At 27.0% G+C, this 19,588-nt stretch carries 14 protein-coding genes; 13 read left to right on the top strand and 1 reads right to left on the bottom strand.

Annotated elements, in window-relative coordinates:
• Nucleotides 1-7 precede the first annotated feature (7 nt).
• From mgtA to STIUS_RS02065, 10 genes are all read left to right on the top strand, one after another.
• On the top strand, nucleotides 8-2,671 hold the full coding sequence (mgtA, locus tag STIUS_RS02110; protein ID WP_162649732.1) for a magnesium-translocating P-type ATPase: 2,664 nt from the start codon (nucleotides 8-10) through the stop codon (nucleotides 2,669-2,671).
• A 12-nt stretch (nucleotides 2,672-2,683) separates the two neighbouring features.
• On the top strand, nucleotides 2,684-3,337 hold the full coding sequence (locus STIUS_RS02105) for a 5'-methylthioadenosine/S-adenosylhomocysteine nucleosidase (protein ID WP_162649731.1): 654 nt from the start codon (nucleotides 2,684-2,686) through the stop codon (nucleotides 3,335-3,337).
• 124 nt (nucleotides 3,338-3,461) lie between these two features.
• Complete coding sequence (locus STIUS_RS02100) at nucleotides 3,462-4,157, top strand: DeoR/GlpR family DNA-binding transcription regulator (protein ID WP_162649730.1); 696 nt, start codon at nucleotides 3,462-3,464, stop codon at nucleotides 4,155-4,157.
• A gap of 8 nt (nucleotides 4,158-4,165) precedes the next feature.
• Complete coding sequence (gene pfkB / locus STIUS_RS02095) at nucleotides 4,166-5,098, top strand: 1-phosphofructokinase (protein WP_162649729.1); 933 nt, start codon at nucleotides 4,166-4,168, stop codon at nucleotides 5,096-5,098.
• Between the two features lie 12 nt (nucleotides 5,099-5,110).
• Nucleotides 5,111-7,186 carry a fructose-specific PTS transporter subunit EIIC gene (locus STIUS_RS02090; RefSeq protein WP_162649728.1) on the top strand — a complete coding sequence of 692 codons (2,076 nt, stop codon included), beginning with the start codon at nucleotides 5,111-5,113 and terminating at the stop codon, nucleotides 7,184-7,186.
• Nucleotides 7,187-7,756: 570 nt separating this feature from the next.
• A complete protein-coding gene (locus STIUS_RS02085) occupies nucleotides 7,757-11,758 on the top strand; it encodes an ABC transporter permease (RefSeq protein WP_162649727.1) in 4,002 nt (1,333 codons plus the stop codon).
• A 189-nt stretch (nucleotides 11,759-11,947) separates the two neighbouring features.
• Complete coding sequence (hisS, locus tag STIUS_RS02080) at nucleotides 11,948-13,210, top strand: histidine--tRNA ligase (protein ID WP_162649726.1); 1,263 nt, start codon at nucleotides 11,948-11,950, stop codon at nucleotides 13,208-13,210.
• A 1-nt stretch (nucleotide 13,211) separates the two neighbouring features.
• Nucleotides 13,212-14,921, top strand: a complete 1,710-nt coding sequence (gene aspS, locus STIUS_RS02075) for an aspartate--tRNA ligase (RefSeq protein ID WP_162649725.1) — start codon at nucleotides 13,212-13,214, stop codon at nucleotides 14,919-14,921.
• Between the two features lie 16 nt (nucleotides 14,922-14,937).
• Nucleotides 14,938-15,231 (top strand): hypothetical protein, encoded by a 294-nt coding sequence (locus STIUS_RS02070; protein ID WP_162649724.1) that lies wholly within the window; start codon nucleotides 14,938-14,940, stop codon nucleotides 15,229-15,231.
• Between the two features lie 70 nt (nucleotides 15,232-15,301).
• Nucleotides 15,302-16,972, top strand: coding sequence for a hypothetical protein (locus tag STIUS_RS02065; RefSeq protein WP_162649722.1), 1,671 nt, complete (start codon nucleotides 15,302-15,304; stop codon nucleotides 16,970-16,972).
• 216 nt (nucleotides 16,973-17,188) lie between these two features.
• Here the strand turns inward: STIUS_RS02065 and STIUS_RS02060 are convergent, their stop codons facing one another.
• Complete coding sequence (locus STIUS_RS02060) at nucleotides 17,189-17,875, bottom strand: hypothetical protein (RefSeq protein ID WP_162649720.1); 687 nt, start codon at nucleotides 17,873-17,875, stop codon at nucleotides 17,189-17,191.
• Between the two features lie 48 nt (nucleotides 17,876-17,923).
• Between STIUS_RS02060 and STIUS_RS02055 the strand changes: the two genes are divergently transcribed.
• From STIUS_RS02055 to yihA, 3 genes are read left to right on the top strand one after another with little or no spacing between them, the layout of a single operon-like run.
• The gene (locus STIUS_RS02055) at nucleotides 17,924-18,460 is read left to right on the top strand and encodes a hypothetical protein (protein ID WP_162649718.1); all 537 of its coding nucleotides are present in this window, start codon (nucleotides 17,924-17,926) and stop codon (nucleotides 18,458-18,460) included.
• A 9-nt stretch (nucleotides 18,461-18,469) separates the two neighbouring features.
• On the top strand, nucleotides 18,470-19,000 hold the full coding sequence (locus STIUS_RS02050; protein ID WP_162649717.1) for a hypothetical protein: 531 nt from the start codon (nucleotides 18,470-18,472) through the stop codon (nucleotides 18,998-19,000).
• Entirely contained in the window at nucleotides 18,993-19,577 is a 585-nt protein-coding gene (gene yihA, locus STIUS_RS02045) for a ribosome biogenesis GTP-binding protein YihA/YsxC (protein ID WP_162649715.1), read from the top strand. The genes STIUS_RS02050 and yihA overlap by 8 nt, the downstream gene beginning before the upstream one ends.
• Nucleotides 19,578-19,588: the final 11 nt, after the last annotated feature.

Here is a 19,588-nt window from a genome sequence, read left to right as displayed (position 1 = left end):
AATATGTATGAAAATCAAGAAAAAAGAAAATGTCAAAAAAAATAATTTTGACTTATCAAATTATGTAAACATAGAAAATCAAGAATTATTACAAAAATTCAACATAGAAACATATGGACTTAATGATGATCAAGTAAAAGTTCATAAAGAAACATATGGTGAAAATAAGTTAAAACAAAGTAAATTTAATTTTCCATTAGCATTCATCAAATCTTTTTTAAGCCCATTCAATCTAATTCTAATAGTTATTGATACATTTAGTTTTTATGAATTTTTTAATGGTGGAGATGGATTTGATTTATTTGGAGCTTTATTAGTTTTAGCCATGATTTTAATTAGTGGAACAATTTATTTTGTTCAAGAAATGAGATCTTATTTTGTAATTAAAAAAATGTTAGCAGATAATAAAAAAACTTCAAAAGTAATTAGAAATATCAGCGATAAATACAGTGCAATTGATAATGCAAATTCAATTAAATTAATTAAAAAAGCTGAAGAAATTGACAATGATGAATTAGTTTCAGGAGATTTAGTTTATCTTTCAAATGGAGACTTAATCCCAGCAGATTTAAGAATTCTTTGATCAAATACCTTATATATTAATCAATCTTCTTTAACAGGAGAATCATTTCCTGTTCAAAAAAAAGATACTAATGAAAATGAATCATATTTAGAATATGAAAATATTTGTTATATGGGAACAGAGGTTCTCTCTGGTAGTGCTATTGGACTTGTTATTTCAACTGGACAAAACACATACTTTTCATTAATTGATAATAAAGTAAAAGAAAAAAGACCTAAAAGCTCTTTTGACAAAGGTATTAAAAGGATTACATTTTTTTTAATAGCATTCATGTTGGCTGTAATTCCAATTGTATTTTTAATCTTTGGTTTAAGACCAGGGGGCGATTGAGGAGCAGGTATATTTTTTACTGTTGCAATTGCAGTAGGATTGACTCCAGAAATGCTACCAATTATTGTGACATCAAATCTTACAAGAGGTTATGGAAAAATAAAAGATCAAGATGTTTTAGTTAAAAATTTAAATGCTGTCCAAAATATTGGAGCAATTGATATTTTGTGTACAGATAAAACTGGAACTATAACAAGTGGAGAAATTAGTTTAGATAAAGTAATGGACGTAAAAGGCGCAAAATCTGAGACTTTAGAACATTTTCTTTACTTAAATAGTTACTTTCAATCAGGATTTCATAATCCAATTGATGAAGCAGTTTTGGCTGCTAGTCATATTAAAAAACCAAATGTTGAAGATTTTTCAAAAGAATGAGAAGTCCCATTTGATTTCAAAAGAAAAATTTTATCAATAATTTTAACAACCAAAGGTGATAAAGAAATTTTTTCAAAAGGTGCTGTTGAAGAAATTTTAAAAATTTGTAACAGAATTAAAATTGATGGAAAAATTGAAAAATTAACAGAAGAACATAAAGAAAGAATAATTTCAAAAACTCATAAATTAAATCTAGATGGTTATAGAGTTATTGGGATAGCTCACAACTTATTAGATGACGAAGACATTGAAGAAAACTTAGTATTTCACGGTTTTGCAACATTCTTTGACGAACCAAAAAAGACTTCAAAAAAAATTATTAAGGCGTTACTGCAAAAAGGAATTAGTACAAAAGTTTTAACAGGCGATAATGAAGTTATCACAAGAGCAATTTGTAAAACAGTTGATTTCAAAATTACAGAATTATATACTGGAAAACAAATTGAACAAATGAATGAAATGCAACTAGCTAAAGCTGTTAAAGAAGCTAATGTGTTTGTTAAACTTAGCCCAATCCATAAATCCACAATTATTAAAGCTCTAAAAAATCAAGGACATGTTGTTGGGTTCATGGGAGATGGAATAAATGACGCACCAGTTTTAAGACAATCTGATATAGCAATTTCATTTAAAGACGCTTCAAATATTGCTAAAGATGCAGCTGATATGATTTTGCTAAGTGATTCATTAATGGCAATTGATACTGCTGTAACTGAAGGAAGAATATGTCTTGCAAATATGTTGAAATACATTAAAGTGACAGTCGCTTCAAATTTTGGTAATGTATTAAGTGTTATTGTTGCTTTATTCTTAACAGCTGCAGAGCCAATGATGCCTTTACATTTATTGCTTCAAAATTTATTGTATGACATAGTGATGTTTGCTTTTATCTTTGATAAAGTCGATAAAAAGTTTTTAGAAAAACCAAGGCCTTTTACAACAAAAAATATTATATGATTTGCATTAATCAATGGTCCAGTAAGTTCTATATTTGATATTTCAACATTCTTAGTACTAATTTATGGATATCATATTGTACCTTCTGGTTTAGCACCTATTCCAGAAAATCATCCAGGTGTCCCACAATTTAATGCATCATGATTTGTAATTGGATTGATGACACAAACAGCAGTTATGCAAATGTACAGAACTGAAAAAATACCATTTATACAATCACAAGGATCTTGGCAAGTAAATGCATCAACTGTATTTGTATGTTCAATGGCACTAGTGATTCCATATTCACCAATGAATAAAGTAGTACAAATGGACACACCACCATTAACATTTATACCAATAGCTTTAGGATTTGTATTATCTTATTTATTATTAGCGCAAGTTGTAAAAATGGGATATATTAAAATATTTAAAGAATGATTATAGGAGATATTAATTATGACTAAATGTTTTGTATTTGCCATGGAAGAAGAAGCTAAAGCAACTATTGAAGATTTTGATTTTGTAGAAGTTATAAAAAAACCGTTTAATTTTTATAAAAATGAGAATGATTATTTATTAATCACTACAATAGGTATTATGAACGCGGCAGCTGCAGTAATGTGAGCAAATGAAAATTATAATATTGATGAATATTATAATTTAGGTTTAGTTGGATCAATAGGAAAAAAAATCAAAGTATTGGATATTGTTGTTATTGATAAAGTTTACACAGCAAATGCTGATGCAACAGGTTTTGGTTATAAACTAGGTCAAATTCCAGGAATGCCTGAATATCATGAATCTAATAAATTAAAATTTAAACATGATTATGAAATTGTTGACCTATGTAGTTCTAATATGTTTATTAATTCAGTAGGATTATTTCAAAAAAATATGGAAATCATATCTAAAAATATTAAGGTATTTGATATGGAACTATCAGGAGTTTATTCAACGTTATATAAATTAAATAAGGTCAAGTATTCTATAAAAATCGTAAGTGATGTTTTATCCTTAGGTAATAATGAATTGCAATTTGATGAAATATTAAAAGAAGGATCTAAAAAGATTTCTGAAGTAGTTAAAAAAATAGTTAGTGTTAGTCACTAACTATTTTTATTATTAATATTTCAAGTAAAATGAGTGCATATATTTAGTAAAAATCATATTGGTTGTAATTGGTTGTAATTGGTTGTAATTGGTTTGATGTGGTATTATATAAGTGAGGAGATCTATGATTAAAGAACAGAGATATGATGTTATAAAGGAATTCTTAAAAGGCAAAGGTATAGTATTAGTTGAAAAAATTTCGATTGAATTAACTATTCCTTTAACAACTTTAAGACGTGATTTAAACGGAATGGATAAGCTGGGAATAATTAATAAACATCACGGGGGAGTAGAACTTGTTGAGTCATTTATAATCCCAGAAGAATTCTTTGATCATAAGGTTGCAATCAATATAAAAGAAAAATTAGAAATAGCAAAAAAAGCAATAAGTAAAATCAAAAGGAACGAATCAATTTTTATTGATGCGGGGTCTAACGGTTATTATATTGCCAAGTTATTAAAACCGAATCTTGAACTAACTATAGTTACAAACTCAATTTATAACATTCAAGAGTTATCAAAAAATGGCCACAAAAATATATATTTACTTGGTGGAAAATTTAAAGTCGTTACAGGTGCAATTGTAGGTTATGAAGCAATTGAAGCTTTGAAAAACTATAATTTTGATAAAGCATTTATAGGTGTCAACGCAGTTGACAAAAATAATGATATTTATACAACAAGTTCGGAACATGCACAAATTAAGATAGAAATTATCAAGCACTCACAAAAGGCTTATGGACTAGCTGATTCAAGTAAATTAAACTCAAAATCATTTTATAAATTTGCAAACACACGTGAACTTGAATTAATTTCATAGGAAGAAAAATGATATACACAATTACATTAAATCCAGCACTAGATCACATCATAGAAACAAATGGTTTTAATATTGGTGAAACAAATTATTACCAAAAAGACTATGAAGTAGTTGGTGGAAAAGGGATAAACGTATCTATAATTTTAAATAATTTAAATGCAGACGTAATGTCAATCGGGTTATTAGGAAAAGACAACATGCATCCTTTTATGGACGTGTTCAACTCAATGAAAGTGCAAAATAATTTTTTACATTTTGAAGGTAAAACAAGAACTAACTTTAAAATAAAAAATTTGACAGCAAAACAGGAAACTGAAATCAATGGACTAGGTTGTCCAATTGATGAAAAACTTTTGAATGATCTTAAACAATATTTAAAATCAAACTTAAAAGAAGGTGATATTGTAATTGCTGCAGGAAGCATTCCAAATGGAGTTTCAACATCAGTTTACAAAGAAATTGGTGAAATATGTAATGATTCAAAAGTGATTTATATTTTAGATACTTCAAAACAACAAATGGTTGAAGCATTAGAATCAAAACCATTTTTGATTAAACCAAATATTGAAGAAATTTGTGAAATTTTAAAAAAACCATATAAAAAATATAGTTTTGATGAAGTTTTTGAAATGATTAAAGAACTTAGAAAATTAGGTGCTAGAAACATTTTATTAAGTAAAGGAAAAGATGGAAGCATATATTTCCAAGAGAATGGAAGCATATATCAAGCAGGAATCGCAACAGGGAAATTAGTAAATTCAGTTGGATCAGGTGATAGTATGGTTGCTGGGTTTGCGTATGGTCTTTATAAAGGATTAGATATTGTAAATACTTTACAATATGGTGCTGCCGCAGGTGGAGCAACAGCCTTTACAAGATGATTGGCAAGTAAAAACGAAATAGAAAACTTAGTAACAACAATTAAGGTTACTAAAAAATAGGAGATAACTTATATGAATTTAAAAGAATTTTTCAATTCAAAAGTTTCATTTTTTAATTCGGATTTAAAAACAAAAAATGAAGTAATAGATTTCTTATCACAGCAATTAGCTGATAATAAATTTGTTAAAGATATAGATGAATTTAAAAAAACAATTCTTAAGCGTGAGTCTCAAGACTCAACAGGTATAGGGGATGCAATTGCAATTCCTCATGCCATTACAGATGCTGTTGATAAATCATGTATTGCATTTATGAGTTTAAAAAATCCAATTGATTGAAACTCAATTGATGGAAAACCAGTAGACTTAGTATTTATGATTGCTACAAATGATGTAGCAGGAGATGAACACTTAACAGCTATTTCAAATTTATCAATTATACTGATGAATAGTGAAAAACAAAAAGGTATTAAAAAAGCAAAAAACTTTAAAGAATTTATTAAAAACTTTGAAGAAGAAACAACTAAAAAAGAAGTTGTGGCAAGTAATGATGGGCACTTTGATGTTGTAGGAATTACAGCTTGTCCAACAGGTATTGCTCACACTTATCTGGCCGCTGAAAAATTAAACGAATATGCAAAATCATTAGGTATGACAGTTAAAATTGAAACTCAGGGACGTAGAGGGACTGAAGACAGATTAACTCAAGATGATATTGATAATGCCAAAGTTATAATTTTAGCTCATGATAAAACCATTACTGGAATGGGGCGTTTCAATGGTAAACAAGCGATTGATACTTCTACTAAAGACGCTATCTTTAATGGAACAACTCTGATTCAAGAGTTCAGTGCAAAAGCAAAAGCAATTAAAGCTTCATCAAATGAAACTGGTGAAGATGATGGTGATTTCTCACTTAAAAAATTCAAAGATATTAAAGGGAATTTACTTGGTGGAGTTTCTAGAATGTTACCGTTTGTTGTAGCGGGGGGGATAATATTAGGACTAGGATTCTTAATTGATTCACTTGCTGGAGCCACAGGAGGTAGTTTAGGAGTTACAAATGAATTTGCTGGAATGCTATCAGCAATTGGTAAAACTGCAATGTTTATGATGGTTCCAATTCTTGGAGGATATATTGCTTATTCAATTGTTGGTCCGCAAGGGTTAATGCCAGGTATTATTGCTGGAATGATATCTGATGGATCAGGTGGATTTTTATGAGGTAAATATGATGGCGAAGCTAATGCATGAGGAGCATTGTGGTCAAGGATTCTTCCGGGTAACATACCAACAACTTCAGGCTTTATTGGAGCTATGGTTGGTGGATATATTGCTGCATTTATTGTTTATGGATTAACAATAGGTATGCGAAATATGTCAAAATCCTTTCAAGGAGTTAGAGATATTGTATTTATTCCTTTCTTATCATTGGTTGGAATTGCTATTGCAATGTTTGCATTAAGTATTCCACTTGGATATACAATGCAAGGACTACAAGATGGACTTAAATGATTAGTTGAAAATAAATTAATTATTATTGCTGCAGGTATTGTGGGATTAATGATGTGTGTAGATATGGGTGGACCAATCAACAAAATTGCATATGTAACAGGTACATTAACTGTTGCTGGCGATATTTCAGTAATAGTAGATGGTAATAATCAAGCAACTGTAATTATGGCAGCAGCAATGGCTGCTGGAATGATTCCTCCGCTTGGTGTTGCATTATGTTCAGTTCTATTCAAAAGTGTTTGAACTCAAAAAGAAAGAGATGCCGCAAAAGCAAACTGATTAATGGGAGCATTCTTTATTACTGAAGGTGCTATTCCATTTATGGTAACTGATCCAAAAAGAATTTCAATATCAGCTATGGCCGGTGGACTGATTTCAGGATTAATAGTTGGAGGATTAAATATTGGACTAAATGCACCTCATGGTGGTGTGGTTGTATTCCCTCTGCTAAAATCATTTCTATTTGATGGAAACTTAGGTATTGCTATGGGAATTTTATTCTACATATTTGCGATTGTTATTGGAGTTCTTGTAATGACATTTATCTTAGGATTTTGAAAATTAGCAGATATTAAAAATGGTAAATTGACTGTTGATTCAGGAATTACAAAAAAAGTTAAGCTTGCTAAATAATAGACGTATAAAATAAAATGATTAGATAATACTAATCATTTTATTTTTAGAACTTACGTTGTACAAGAAAAATGTTAAGTAATTAATAGCATTTAAACGTAATTTATTATTTTAAGTTCAAATGTTAATTTAATAAATCTTTTTGTCTATAAGACTAGGTATAGTTTGTTAAGCGGTAAAATAAGGAGTTACTTTTTATAAATCTTGTTACTTAAAATTTATATTTGCAAAAAGATTTACATGTTATTTTTTTTAAAATCAAAGTGAAATTCACTTTAAATTATTAAAAAAATTTATATATATTGTGTTGAAATAAACACATAAAGTTATGTTATAGTATTGAAATAATTAAATGAATTAAGTTTTTATAAATTCATAGGGAAATTTATGTATTGATTGTTTTTTAAAAACTCAATAAGAAAATCCAAAGAAAAGATCATTCAAATTTTTTCTTTGGGTTTTTTAGTTTGCCTATTTTTTATTTGTTTGTTTACGGTTTTAACTACTAATTTAAAAGTTAGTAATGCATATGAAGATTTTAAAGTTACAAGTAATTTACGAGATGTAGTTATGAAAAGAGAAAGTTCTTCTCGTCTAATAAATCCAACTAAAGATAACAAAACTAAATTGCCTGAAAGTCAGGATTTATATGAACAATATTTATTAAATAAAATGGCTTATCAAAATGAATTTGAATGAACTAAAACGGAAGAATGAACAATTAATAATATTACAAATCAGCAAAAAAGGTTGAAGTTGAAAGTTATTTCGAAATTTGATTCAGTAGGGGATAATAGCGTAGACAGATTGGTAATTAGTGAAGGAGAAAGCTTTTCAGCTGATTTTGAAAAGGTTAAAAGACAAGTAGTTGTTAATCCTACTTTTGCAAAAAATAACAAATTAGAAATTGGAAGCATCATAAGATTACAGCCTGATGAATATGGTACTAGTCTTTTAGTAGAAGAAAATCAAAGCGTCAAGCAAGACATAGAACAAGTTTCTTCATTTGATGAATTATTACAAAACAGCAAGTATTATGATTTAAATTGATATGAAGTAATTGGTTTTGGTAGTTCAATTGATTTTGCATATCCTACATTTGATAGCTTGTCTTTGTATCCAAAATCAAAACAAGAAGCATTAGTCTACGTTCATCCAATTAATTTAGGTTTTCAGGATTACAAATTTGACATAGATTTTGATGGTAATTCTAATCCAAGAACAATGAAGTTATTTAATTCAACAGCTGCTGCAATTTCTTTGACATCTGACTTTGATCGAAATTCATATTATTCTATTAAATTTGATGATCCCTTAATTAGAACAACAGACAAAGATCTTGATTTGAATTTTAAAAAATTAGCAAACCTTACAAACAATATAAAATATTTTTATAACAATGATGACAAGACATATCAAAATTATGATCGAGTTAATAATGTTAAAGTAGTAATTGTGTCTTTTAATTTTATGATGTCAATGTTAATGTTGGTTATTTTGTCACTAGCATTATTCATTTTTTATCTAGTCTCAAAAAGAGAAATTGAAAATGAATTGACAGAAATTGGTCATTTAAAGTCAATGGGTTATAAAAATAACAAAATCGTTTTTAATTATTTAGCAATGATAAGTTTTTCTACAACAGGTGGGTTTGTTGTTTCAATGTTGATTTTTCTTTTTTTGGAAAATGTTTTTTTAAACTCATTAACAAATATTTTTAACTTTAGTTTTGGTTTTACAAATACATTTATGATTTTAAAAATTATCTCATTTGTTTTGGTAATAATTTTCTTTTTCTATTTAACTTATATAATTTGCATTATTAATTTTAATAAACCTTTGACTAACTTAAATTTTGGAATCAAAAAAACAAGAATCTCATTCATAGCAATTCAATATAAAAAAATATTTGCAAAACGTAGTTTTGATAAGAAACTGAGATCAGCTTTATTTGTGACATCAATTTCAAAAATAATTGGCATTGCGTTTGCAATGTTATTGTGTTCAACATTAATGTCTGCTGTTTTATTTATCCCACAACAAATAAAAAATAATTATAATAATATTTTTTCTAACATTCATTATAAAAATAAAGTTGTTTACAGTCCTCCGGTTGCCAATAATCCATTAAGTTTCTTAAAAACATATAATCCAGATTTTAAGGATGCAAAATGAGGATTTAATTTTGAGAACAAAATAACTCAACAATATATAGGTTCAAAAACCAAACAAGATGTGAGTACTGCTTATCCTTTGGATTCAAATAATGAAATTGATTGATATAAAGTCACAAATGATTTGATAGAAGATAATATTCATACTGACTTTTACTCATTTGATATTGCTCCAAAACACAACACCGCTTGGGCTGAGTTTAGTTGATTAAATTGAAAGAATTTATCTACTGATTTTTTATTAAATTTGGATAATGCAGAAATTGATGATTCAGGAATTATAGGTGCAGCAGGGTCAGGGCAAACTATGCAAAATATTTATTTTCAGTGAAACGATTATGCTACTCTATCTGACAATTTAAAACAATTCAAAAAACAAAATCCTAATAAACAAATGTTAATTAAATACAATAACATAATGTTAAATTTTTATAAAAAATATGTTGATTCTATTCCATTAACTTACAATAAAAAAGTTTTGAATGAAAATAAATTTGATAATGTTCAATTGAATAAAGTCATAAAAAAAGGGTTGGCAATTAGAAATAAAGACTATGAAAAATTTTGAAAATTAGATAATAACTATAATAAATTTTATGAAATAAAAAATAGTGAGCAGCCAGATTTTAACTTTTGAAAAGAAGATGAGTTAGTTAATGTTAAAAATATAAAATCAAGTTCATTAAGTAATTGATCAGAAGATGAAATAAAGCATTTGAATAATAATTTAACCATTTGATTTTTATCAGTCTTTGAATGAAGACTCGGTGTTGCAATAATTTTATTGAGTTATACAAACTCACCATATTATGTTCAACAAAAAATAATTGATTCTCTCAATGAAGGAACCAATTTCACAATCAGCAATAGTATTGTTCCATACAATAAAAATTTTGATGAGTTGGGGACTAGTTTTAAAGTTAGCAAAAATGGACTAAATTTTGAAATAAATGGTGTTGAACCAAATTCAACTTTAAATATTTTAATGAATAAAGATTACGAGTTATTAAATAGAAAATTATTTGTAGACAATCATAAAACATACGATATAGTAATTAACGAATCTTTGGCAAACAAAATGAACTTGGATATTGATTCATTAGCTGATTTTGAAGTCTTTAATTCAAAATTAAAACAATTGGTGAATAATGAATTTAAAGAAATTGATTTAGTAAATGATATTAAAATGGGATGAAGAAACAATCCTTATAAAGACTTTAGAACCCAATCAAGTCGAAGCTACTATTCAAATCCTAAAAATAAAAATGAAGCAAGAAACTTTTCAGATACAAATGTATTAGGAATACCTGAAGAATTTTCTTCTGCAAGTTTTGGTGGAAAAGACCTAGCAATCACAAATGGAAGTGCTCTAGGGGCTTCAAAACAGCCCCCGGTTCACAAAAAAGTTACTGAAAATGAACTTATTATTTCAAACGAAAAAGGATTTTTAGATAAAAAATTTAGAGTTGTTGGTATTGAACAAAGCTATGGAAAACCACAAGCTTGAATTTCGAATGAAAATGCAAATGAGATTATAGAGTATGACAAAGTTCAAAAATTTAACTTTGAAAATTTTTTTATTCCTGAATGAGCATTTGTTGATGAATTATATGAATTTGATAATTTTGCTGATGAAGAGTTACAAAGTTTTTTACAGTCCAATCCGTCTTATGAGGAATTTATTGTAAATGTTAATAATAATGAAAAGTGGAGTAATATTAATAAACTATTCAATAATTTATATCCAGTATTTAATTATAAATTATCGTCTAATTCAAGAATAGATGATCTGGAACTTGGCCTTTCTTCAACACAGAAATTTGGAGATTATAGTGAATTTGGTACTCGAGGATCATATGAATTGATAACTCCACCAAATTGTGAGGACCAGAATTCTGAAGAGTGTCAACCAATTGTAAACAAAGATAGTTATTATGAAGGATTCTCATCTCCAACTTTAAATACTGTGTCTCCTGTGTATTTAGCTTCTAATATTATTGACTCACTAATTATTAAATTAAACTTCATTATTTTTATATTTATAATTATTTTATTTGCAATTACTTTTATAATTCTTCTTCTTTCAACCACTTTAATAGTTCAAGAAAATACTGAATTTATGAAAATGATGAAAACAATGGGATATTCAAACTTTTATTTAATTAAACAAATTTTTAGTTTGTATAACTCTTGAATTTTATTTATGTTTGGAATAGGTTTAGGTTTAGGAATATTTACAATTTCTTCAATAAACAATCAGATTTCTAGTTCAACTGATTATGTTTTTTATACAAATATTCATTGAATGTATCCCATTTTAATTTTTATTGGATTATTAGTTTTATACTTAATAACGTTTATTATTAGTTGAGCAAATGTTAAAAAAATAATTAAATAAAAAAAGTATTTATATTTACTTGGAATAAATTGATTAACAATTATTTCATCAATATTAATACTTTTTTATTTTCTTTTTTATAATGGATAGAAAATAATTTGGCCAACAAAACAATTTACATAATTTCAATTTTAGTAGTTAAAATAATAGGTGTTAATTTAATGTAAAATAATATCAATGGAGAAATTTATGGACTTAAAAAAACCACGTGGTACTGAAGATTTATTTGGTGCTAAAGCAAAAGAATATATTGCTATTTCAACAATAATAAGAGATGTTATGTCTAAGTATAACTTTGATGAAATAATAACACCTGTTTTTGAATCTGCAGATTTATTCAAAAGGGGAGTTGGTGATTTAACTGATATTGTGCAAAAAGAAATGTATGAATTTTTGGATAGAAAAGGTAGATCTCTTGCTTTAAGACCAGAAGGGACAGCGCCAGTGATTAGATCTGTTATCGAAAATAAACTTGTTCAACCCGAGAACTTACCATTGAAATTATTTTATATTGGTAAATATTACAGATATGAAAGACCACAAATTGGGAGAAATCGTGAATTTAATCAATGTGGTGTTGAAGTATTTGGTAAAAAATCACCTGAAGCTGATGCTGAAATTATTACACTAGCAATTACAATATTAAGAAGTTTTGGATTTAAAACAAATGATTTATCAATTGATTTAAATTATTTAATTTCTGGAAAAGAAAAACTAGAATATATTTCAGAACTTAAGAAGTCATTATTGCTAATTAGTAATTTATGTGATGACTGCAAAAATAGAATCGATACAAATATTTTGCGTGTTTTAGATTGTAAAGTTGATCAAGATAAACTAAAGAGTGTACCAACAATGAATGATTTTATGAGTCAAGAGGATAAAGACTGATTAAAAGTATTAGTTAAATTGTTAAATTTAATTGATATCAAAACTGTATTAAATCCAAAATTAGTTAGAGGTCTTGATTATTATACAGGAATGGTATTTGAAATTAAGTCAACACACAAAACTTTAGCATCGCAATCAACACTTTGTGGTGGTGGAAGATACGATAAATTATTAAAACAATTAGGTGGACCAGATGTTAGTGGTTTAGGATTTGGAATGGGAATTGAAAGAGTCTTATTAGATTTAGATTCCATGAACATTAAATTATCACCGCCAAAAGAACTAGACGCTTATATTATTGGGTTAACTCCAAAAGCAAAACAGTTTTCTACTATGTTATTGATGATGTTAAGAAGTGATGGTTTAATTGCTGATTTTGATTTTCAAGATCGCAATATAAAATCAGCATTTAAGCAATCAGAAAAGTTAAATGCAAGAAATATAATCATCATTGGTGATAATGAACTAAAAGAAAATGTTGTTGTAATTAAAAATCAACAGACTAAAAGAGAAACTAAAGTAGTCTACAACGAAATAGTTAAAACAATACGAGGTAAATAAAATGAGAAGAACTCATACATGTGGTGAACTTAATTCTAAATCAATAAACAAAAATGTTGTTTTACAAGGTTGAGTTGCTAAGGTTAGAAAAATGGGTGGTATGAACTTTGTTGACTTACGTGACCAATATGGAATTACTCAATTAATAATCAAAGATTCAGTTGAAATTAAAAATGAATATGTAATTGAAGTTGAAGGTAAAGTGATCAAAAGAAAATCTATCAATGAAAAAATCTCAACTGGTGAAATCGAAATTGAAGTGACTAAATTAACAGTTATAAATAAGTCATTGTTAACACCATTTGAAATTAAAGATGATGTTCAAACAAGTGATGACACAAGAATGAAGTATAGATACTTAGATATTCGTAGACCAATAATAGCTAAAAATTTAATAGCTAGATCAAAAATGAATAATGTAATTAGAAATTATTTTACTAAAAATAATTTTATAGAAATTGAAACACCAATTTTTGGTAAATCAACTCCTGAAGGCGCAAGAGATTTTTTAGTTCCATCGCGTATTAATAAACATCATTTCTATGCATTGCCACAATCACCGCAACTATATAAACAATTATTTATGGTTGGTGGTATTGATAGATACTTTCAAATTGCAAAGTGTTTTAGAGATGAAGATTTAAGAATTGATAGACAACCCGAATTTACACAACTTGATATGGAAATGGCATTTGCTAAAAAAGAAGATGTAATGGCGATCATTGAGTCTTTAATGGTAGAAATTTTAAAAGAGATAAAAGATGTTTCTATTACAAAACCATTTAAGCAAATAACTTGAGATGAAGCAATTGACAAATATGGAATTGATAAACCCGATCTACGATTTGGCCTAGAAATAAAAACACTAAATAAAATATTTAGCGAGACAGAAATTCCATTGTTTACAAATTTGGATAAGAAATCAATTAGAGCAATTTGTGTAGAAAAACTTATTGGTAAAAAAGAATTAGAAAGATTATCAGAAACTTCAAAACAAAATGGAATTAATATTTTAGGTTTTGCAAAATTTGAATCTAACAATTGAAGTGGTTCAATTGGTGGAAAATTAAGTAATCAAGAAAAATTAAGTTTGATCAACGAATTTAATATTAAAAAACCTTCTACATTATTATTTGTAGTAGATGAATATTACAAAGCTTCTAAAGTAATGGGTGCTTTAAGAAATGAGGCAGCAAGAATTTATGAATTAGCTGATTCAAATAAATTTGAATTGCTATGAGTAATCGACTTTCCATTATATGAATTTTCAGAAGAAGAAAATAGATTTGTAGCTGCACATCATCCATTTACAATGCCACAAGAAGAATTTTTAGATTCCTTTGATAGTGACATGCTAAATGCTAAAGCAGCAGCTTATGACATAGTTATGAATGGATTTGAAATTGGAGGAGGTAGTCAAAGAATTACCGATAACCAGTTGCAAGCAAGAATGTTTAAATCAGTTGGGTTAACTGATTTGCAAGTTCAAAACAATTTTGGGTGATTTGTGAATGCCTACAATTACGGAGCCCCATATCATGCAGGACTAGCTTTAGGGTTAGATAGAATAATTATGATATTAACTGGAGCTGAAAACATTAGGGATGTTATAGCATTCCCAAAAAATAGTAGTGGAATAGATATGATGAACGATGCACCATCAAAAGTTGATGAAAAACAATTATTGGAATTACAAATTAAGTTAAAATAAATAAAAAAGGACAAAAATGAATACAACAAACAATAACACAAAAAAAACTTTATATACAGTTGCGTATGTATTTGCAATTTTAGGAACTATTTTTATGGGATTTTTTATAATTCCACTAATATGATGTATACCAATGACAATTAGTATTAAGAAAGCAATGGACCAAATTGATACACCTTCAGAAAAACCACATATAGCATTAGGTATATTTACATTGATATTTCTTTCACTAGTTACTGGAATATGTTTATTAGTTGCAGATTCAATACAAACTAATGTTAAAGTTGATGAAGTTGAAGTAGTAGAATAGATTTTTTATTATATTAAAAACTATTTATATATAATAAGTGGAGTAATTACAAATTACTGCAGGGGGAAAAATGAGAAATAGTGTTAAATTAGTTATTGCGTTATTAGTTATCGCAGTAATTTACTTTGGTTACTCATCATGAATTGATACTGTAGCCATTTATAACATTAATGGTAACGAATTGGGTTCAACGGGATTCAATAATATTTTGAGAGAAATTTGAGAACTAAATTTTGAAAATAAGTCTGCTTATGATTATTTAGCAAAAGATCCTGAGCTTCTAGCTTTAATGGGCTCATTAAATATTATCGAGAATGGTGGTTTAAGTGAAGCTTCAAAAGCAAACTTAGATTTCATTATTGCTTTAGTTGATTTTGGTAATAAAGCAACAGCCACAGAAGGTAATGATAAACTTACTTATTTATTTGAAGGATTTATGGCGCCAAATTCATTGGCAAAAAAATTATTAGATCCATTTAAATTAATATTAGTTGGGGGTGTATTTGCATTATTTGTACCATTAACAATTAAAGTATTTCTTGGAACTGTTTCAGGTATTAAAGTTTACTTACGTGGTAGACAAGCAAATCTACTTTTTAACTATGAAAAATCAATTGCATATGCAACTGATTTACAAGCAAAAATTGCCGCAAACGATTTAGCTGCTGTTAAGGCTTCATATGGAGCATATGCAGGTTTATCTTTTAAACCAAAATTTTTAGATAACATGATGGATGAGTTAATTGTTCTAATTGTTAAAGAAAAAAATGTATCACATTTAGCAGACCCAGCACAAACTGTTGTCGATGGACTAAAAACAATGTATTCAAAAGAAAGACAAAGAGCAATTACTGGTCGTGGAGATGAAATGTTTTTTGACTTCAAACGTGGGTATGAATATTCATCACTTGGTTCAAGTAAAGTTGCTGAGTATTATAAAGCAATGCCAGATTCAGAAAGAACTTCTAATCTTGGTTGAAAAATGATAAGTTTAGAAATGATTAGATTTGGATTATTTTTAGCTATAACATTCTTACCAGCTTTTGCAATTTTTGGAGTAATTACTGCAGCACTAAATGGTGTTGCTAGTGATTTATCAGATTCTTTAAGTGTATTGATTGTTTCAACAATTGCTTTAGGAACATGAATAATTTCTGCAGTTGTTTGTCATTATATTTATATAATGAGAAAACCAATTTATAGAGATATGAAAAAAGAAATAGCAAAACCACTAAGAATTTATTACATATTATACTTTTTAATGTTTATGACATTGGCAGTTTCAATGGTTGGAATTGCTTCTGTTGGTGCAATTACTGAACCAGGATCAGGTACAAAAATTTGATCATGGTTTGCAGCTATTGCTTCATTAGTATTATCATCATCATTAATCTTATATGTAATTGCAACATTAATTGATGCAAATAAAGTTTCTGATGGTATGTCAAAGAAAGCTTTACTTAATGGTATTGTAATTCCATTGATTGCTTGAGTAGTTGGGGTTATGACAACACTTGCAATAATATTATTGAATGGTTTTGTGTCAGAGGAAAATTTAGCAGATTACGAAAATATAATTGCAATTGTTTCAATTATAAATTTTGTGACATTAGTAGTATTTTGGATTTATATTGCATTATCAGGTTTTATTTTAAATAATGTTGTTTACAATAAAAAAAGACATGTGATGACTAAAAAAGCTTTAGCTGACAAAGCTTTAGAAGTTGAAATTGAAGATTAATAGGAAAACGAACTAAAGTTCGTTTTTTCTTTTAAAGTTAAATTTAAAATACATAATCACATATGAGGTAGTAGGAGTTTTAATTTAACTAAATATATCCATATGAATCATAAGAAGTGGTTAACAGTCTATCTAAACAATAAACTATATTTAGATACTGTTAAAATTAGTGACTTACAGTTATGAAAATATAATAAAAAAATAATCAACATATGATTATTTTTTTATTTTAGAATTATATTTATCCACACACTTTTCAATTCCAAATATAAAGTTTCCAAATTCTAATAACTCTGTAGCTGAGTTTGTATATTTTATTTCAGTAATCTTTTTCTTTTTAGCTAAAGACTTAATGTAATATAAATAACTTTTTATTGGTACTCTGAAGTTAAGGAAAGTTTCTTTTTCATTTGTAAAGTTTTTGTCAACGGTATCTAGATAATGATCTTTACCAATGTGTTTTCTGACTTCTTTACCAAGCTTTTCTCAATATTTTAAACACTCATCATTGAATTTAGATGTTAACTCATTATTTTTAATGCCTTCATTATCTTTTATAAATTTACATAAATTATTAAAGTAAATTGTAATTCCTAGGCAAGTGTTATAGGCACCAATTCAGTTTCTTAACTTATTTAATGCTGGAAGTATGTCTTTCATTTGCTTATATTTTTGATTAAAGAAATTTTTGTAATTCATAATTTGTCTTTCAAATTCAATCAAATCTTCATGTTTATTAGGAACAAGGATAATAAATTCAGAAATAGAACCCTTAAATCTACTTGTAAATTTATTTAATCTTTTGACTTCTTTTTGAACAAAACTTAACCAAAACGTATCAAATCTTTTCAAAATTTTTATATCTTCTTCTGTGATTTTTGTAGTCTTGAAATAGTTAATCATTTTACTCCTTAGGTTTATATATAATTATAATTATTATATGGAGATAAAATGACAACAACAGACATATTATTAATTTGTTTTTTTTCTATTTGATTTAGTATCCTAATTATTTTTGGGACTCTTGCATTTTTCAAGCAAATAATAATTGAAAAAATCCGAAAGGAAAAAGAAACTTATTCGAATAATATAGTAATTTTAAAACCTATAGAATTAGATTTTAAATTACCAGAAGGTGAAATTTGTTATATAAATTTAAAAAATCATCCTGGAAAGATACTTAAAACCAAATCACATATTGTTACATCTGGTGATAAGTGATATATGAAGAATGTATTAAAATATGTTAAGTCAAAAAATATTGAAGCTGACATCTATTTTACAAATAAGAATATAGTAATTATTAGTAAAAAGGATAATTACAAATTAAAAATCGAAGAGGGTACAATTGTTAAACCTGGTGTAAAATATGTAAATCATGGTTTAATTCACGAATTAGTTATTAAACTTGATGAAACATTATATTTTCTTATTCAAGTTAAAGACAATAGTGTTTTTAAAACATACGAGGCAATATTAAATAAATAAGAGGCTGATATGACATCACAGATTATAAACATTATATTGATATTCATCATTTTTAGTTTTTTGATGTTTAATCTATTTAAATTTATCAAAAACAAATTAAGAATAAATAAATTTCAAACTGAAAAAAAGTTTTTTAATAAAAATTTATATATAACTTTATTAATTTTATTTTTTGCAGCTCTATTACTGGAAATGATTCAGTTGATCATGTTCATTGCATTTATCTTTATTAATGCAAAATGAATTGAATGAACTTCAATGGCGTTTCAACTTGTCTCTCTTTCGTACTTTATTGTATTATTGTTAATCTCAAATAAGATGATTAGAGGCATTTTTGTGTTAGTGTTTGAAAATAATCTAATATTTATTGAAAATGTTGTACCAATTGATTCAATTCATGTTATTACAAATAATTTGAAAAGAACTACAATGACAATTTCTTTTGTTGAAGGAGAAATTATTGAAGTTATACAATTTAAATATCATTGAAAATTAAAAGATTTATTTAAGGAAGTTTGTGGGGAAAAGTATCATGATTAAAAAAGCAATATTTGTAAAATCTGCTGCTGCAGCAAATGGATGAATTCAGGATAATATTCCTGAAGTTTGTTTTATGGGAAGAAGTAATGTTGGTAAATCTAGTTTTATTAATTCAATTACAAGACAAAATAAATTAGCAAAAACATCTCAAACACCAGGTAAAACACAGTTGTTAAATTTTTTTGATATAAACGATAATGAATTTAGAATTGTTGATTGTCCGGGTTATGGATATTCAAGATTATCGCATTCAAAACAATATGATATGCAAGAAATGATTGAAGAATATATTGAAGGACGTGAAAATCTAAAATTTGTTTGTCAACTAATTGATCTAAGACATGAACCAACAAAAGATGATATTGCTATGAACAAATATTTGCGAGGAAAACAAATTCCTGTTTTAATAGTTGCAACTAAATTAGACAAACTTAAGAAAAATGATGTTCAAAAATTTCAAAAAAGAATATGCGAAATTTTAAAAACAGACCCAAATCAACTTATTGCTGTATCTTCAGATTCAAAACAAAACATCGATAAAATATATGACCTATTTATTGAATGATTTGGCAAATAATATATAATTTA

Origin of the sequence: Spiroplasma sp. TIUS-1 (genome assembly GCF_010365785.1) — a bacterium.
GTDB lineage: Bacteria > Bacillota_I > Bacilli_A > Mycoplasmatales > Mycoplasmataceae > TIUS-1.
This window is presented reverse-complemented; position numbering and strand designations above follow the sequence as displayed.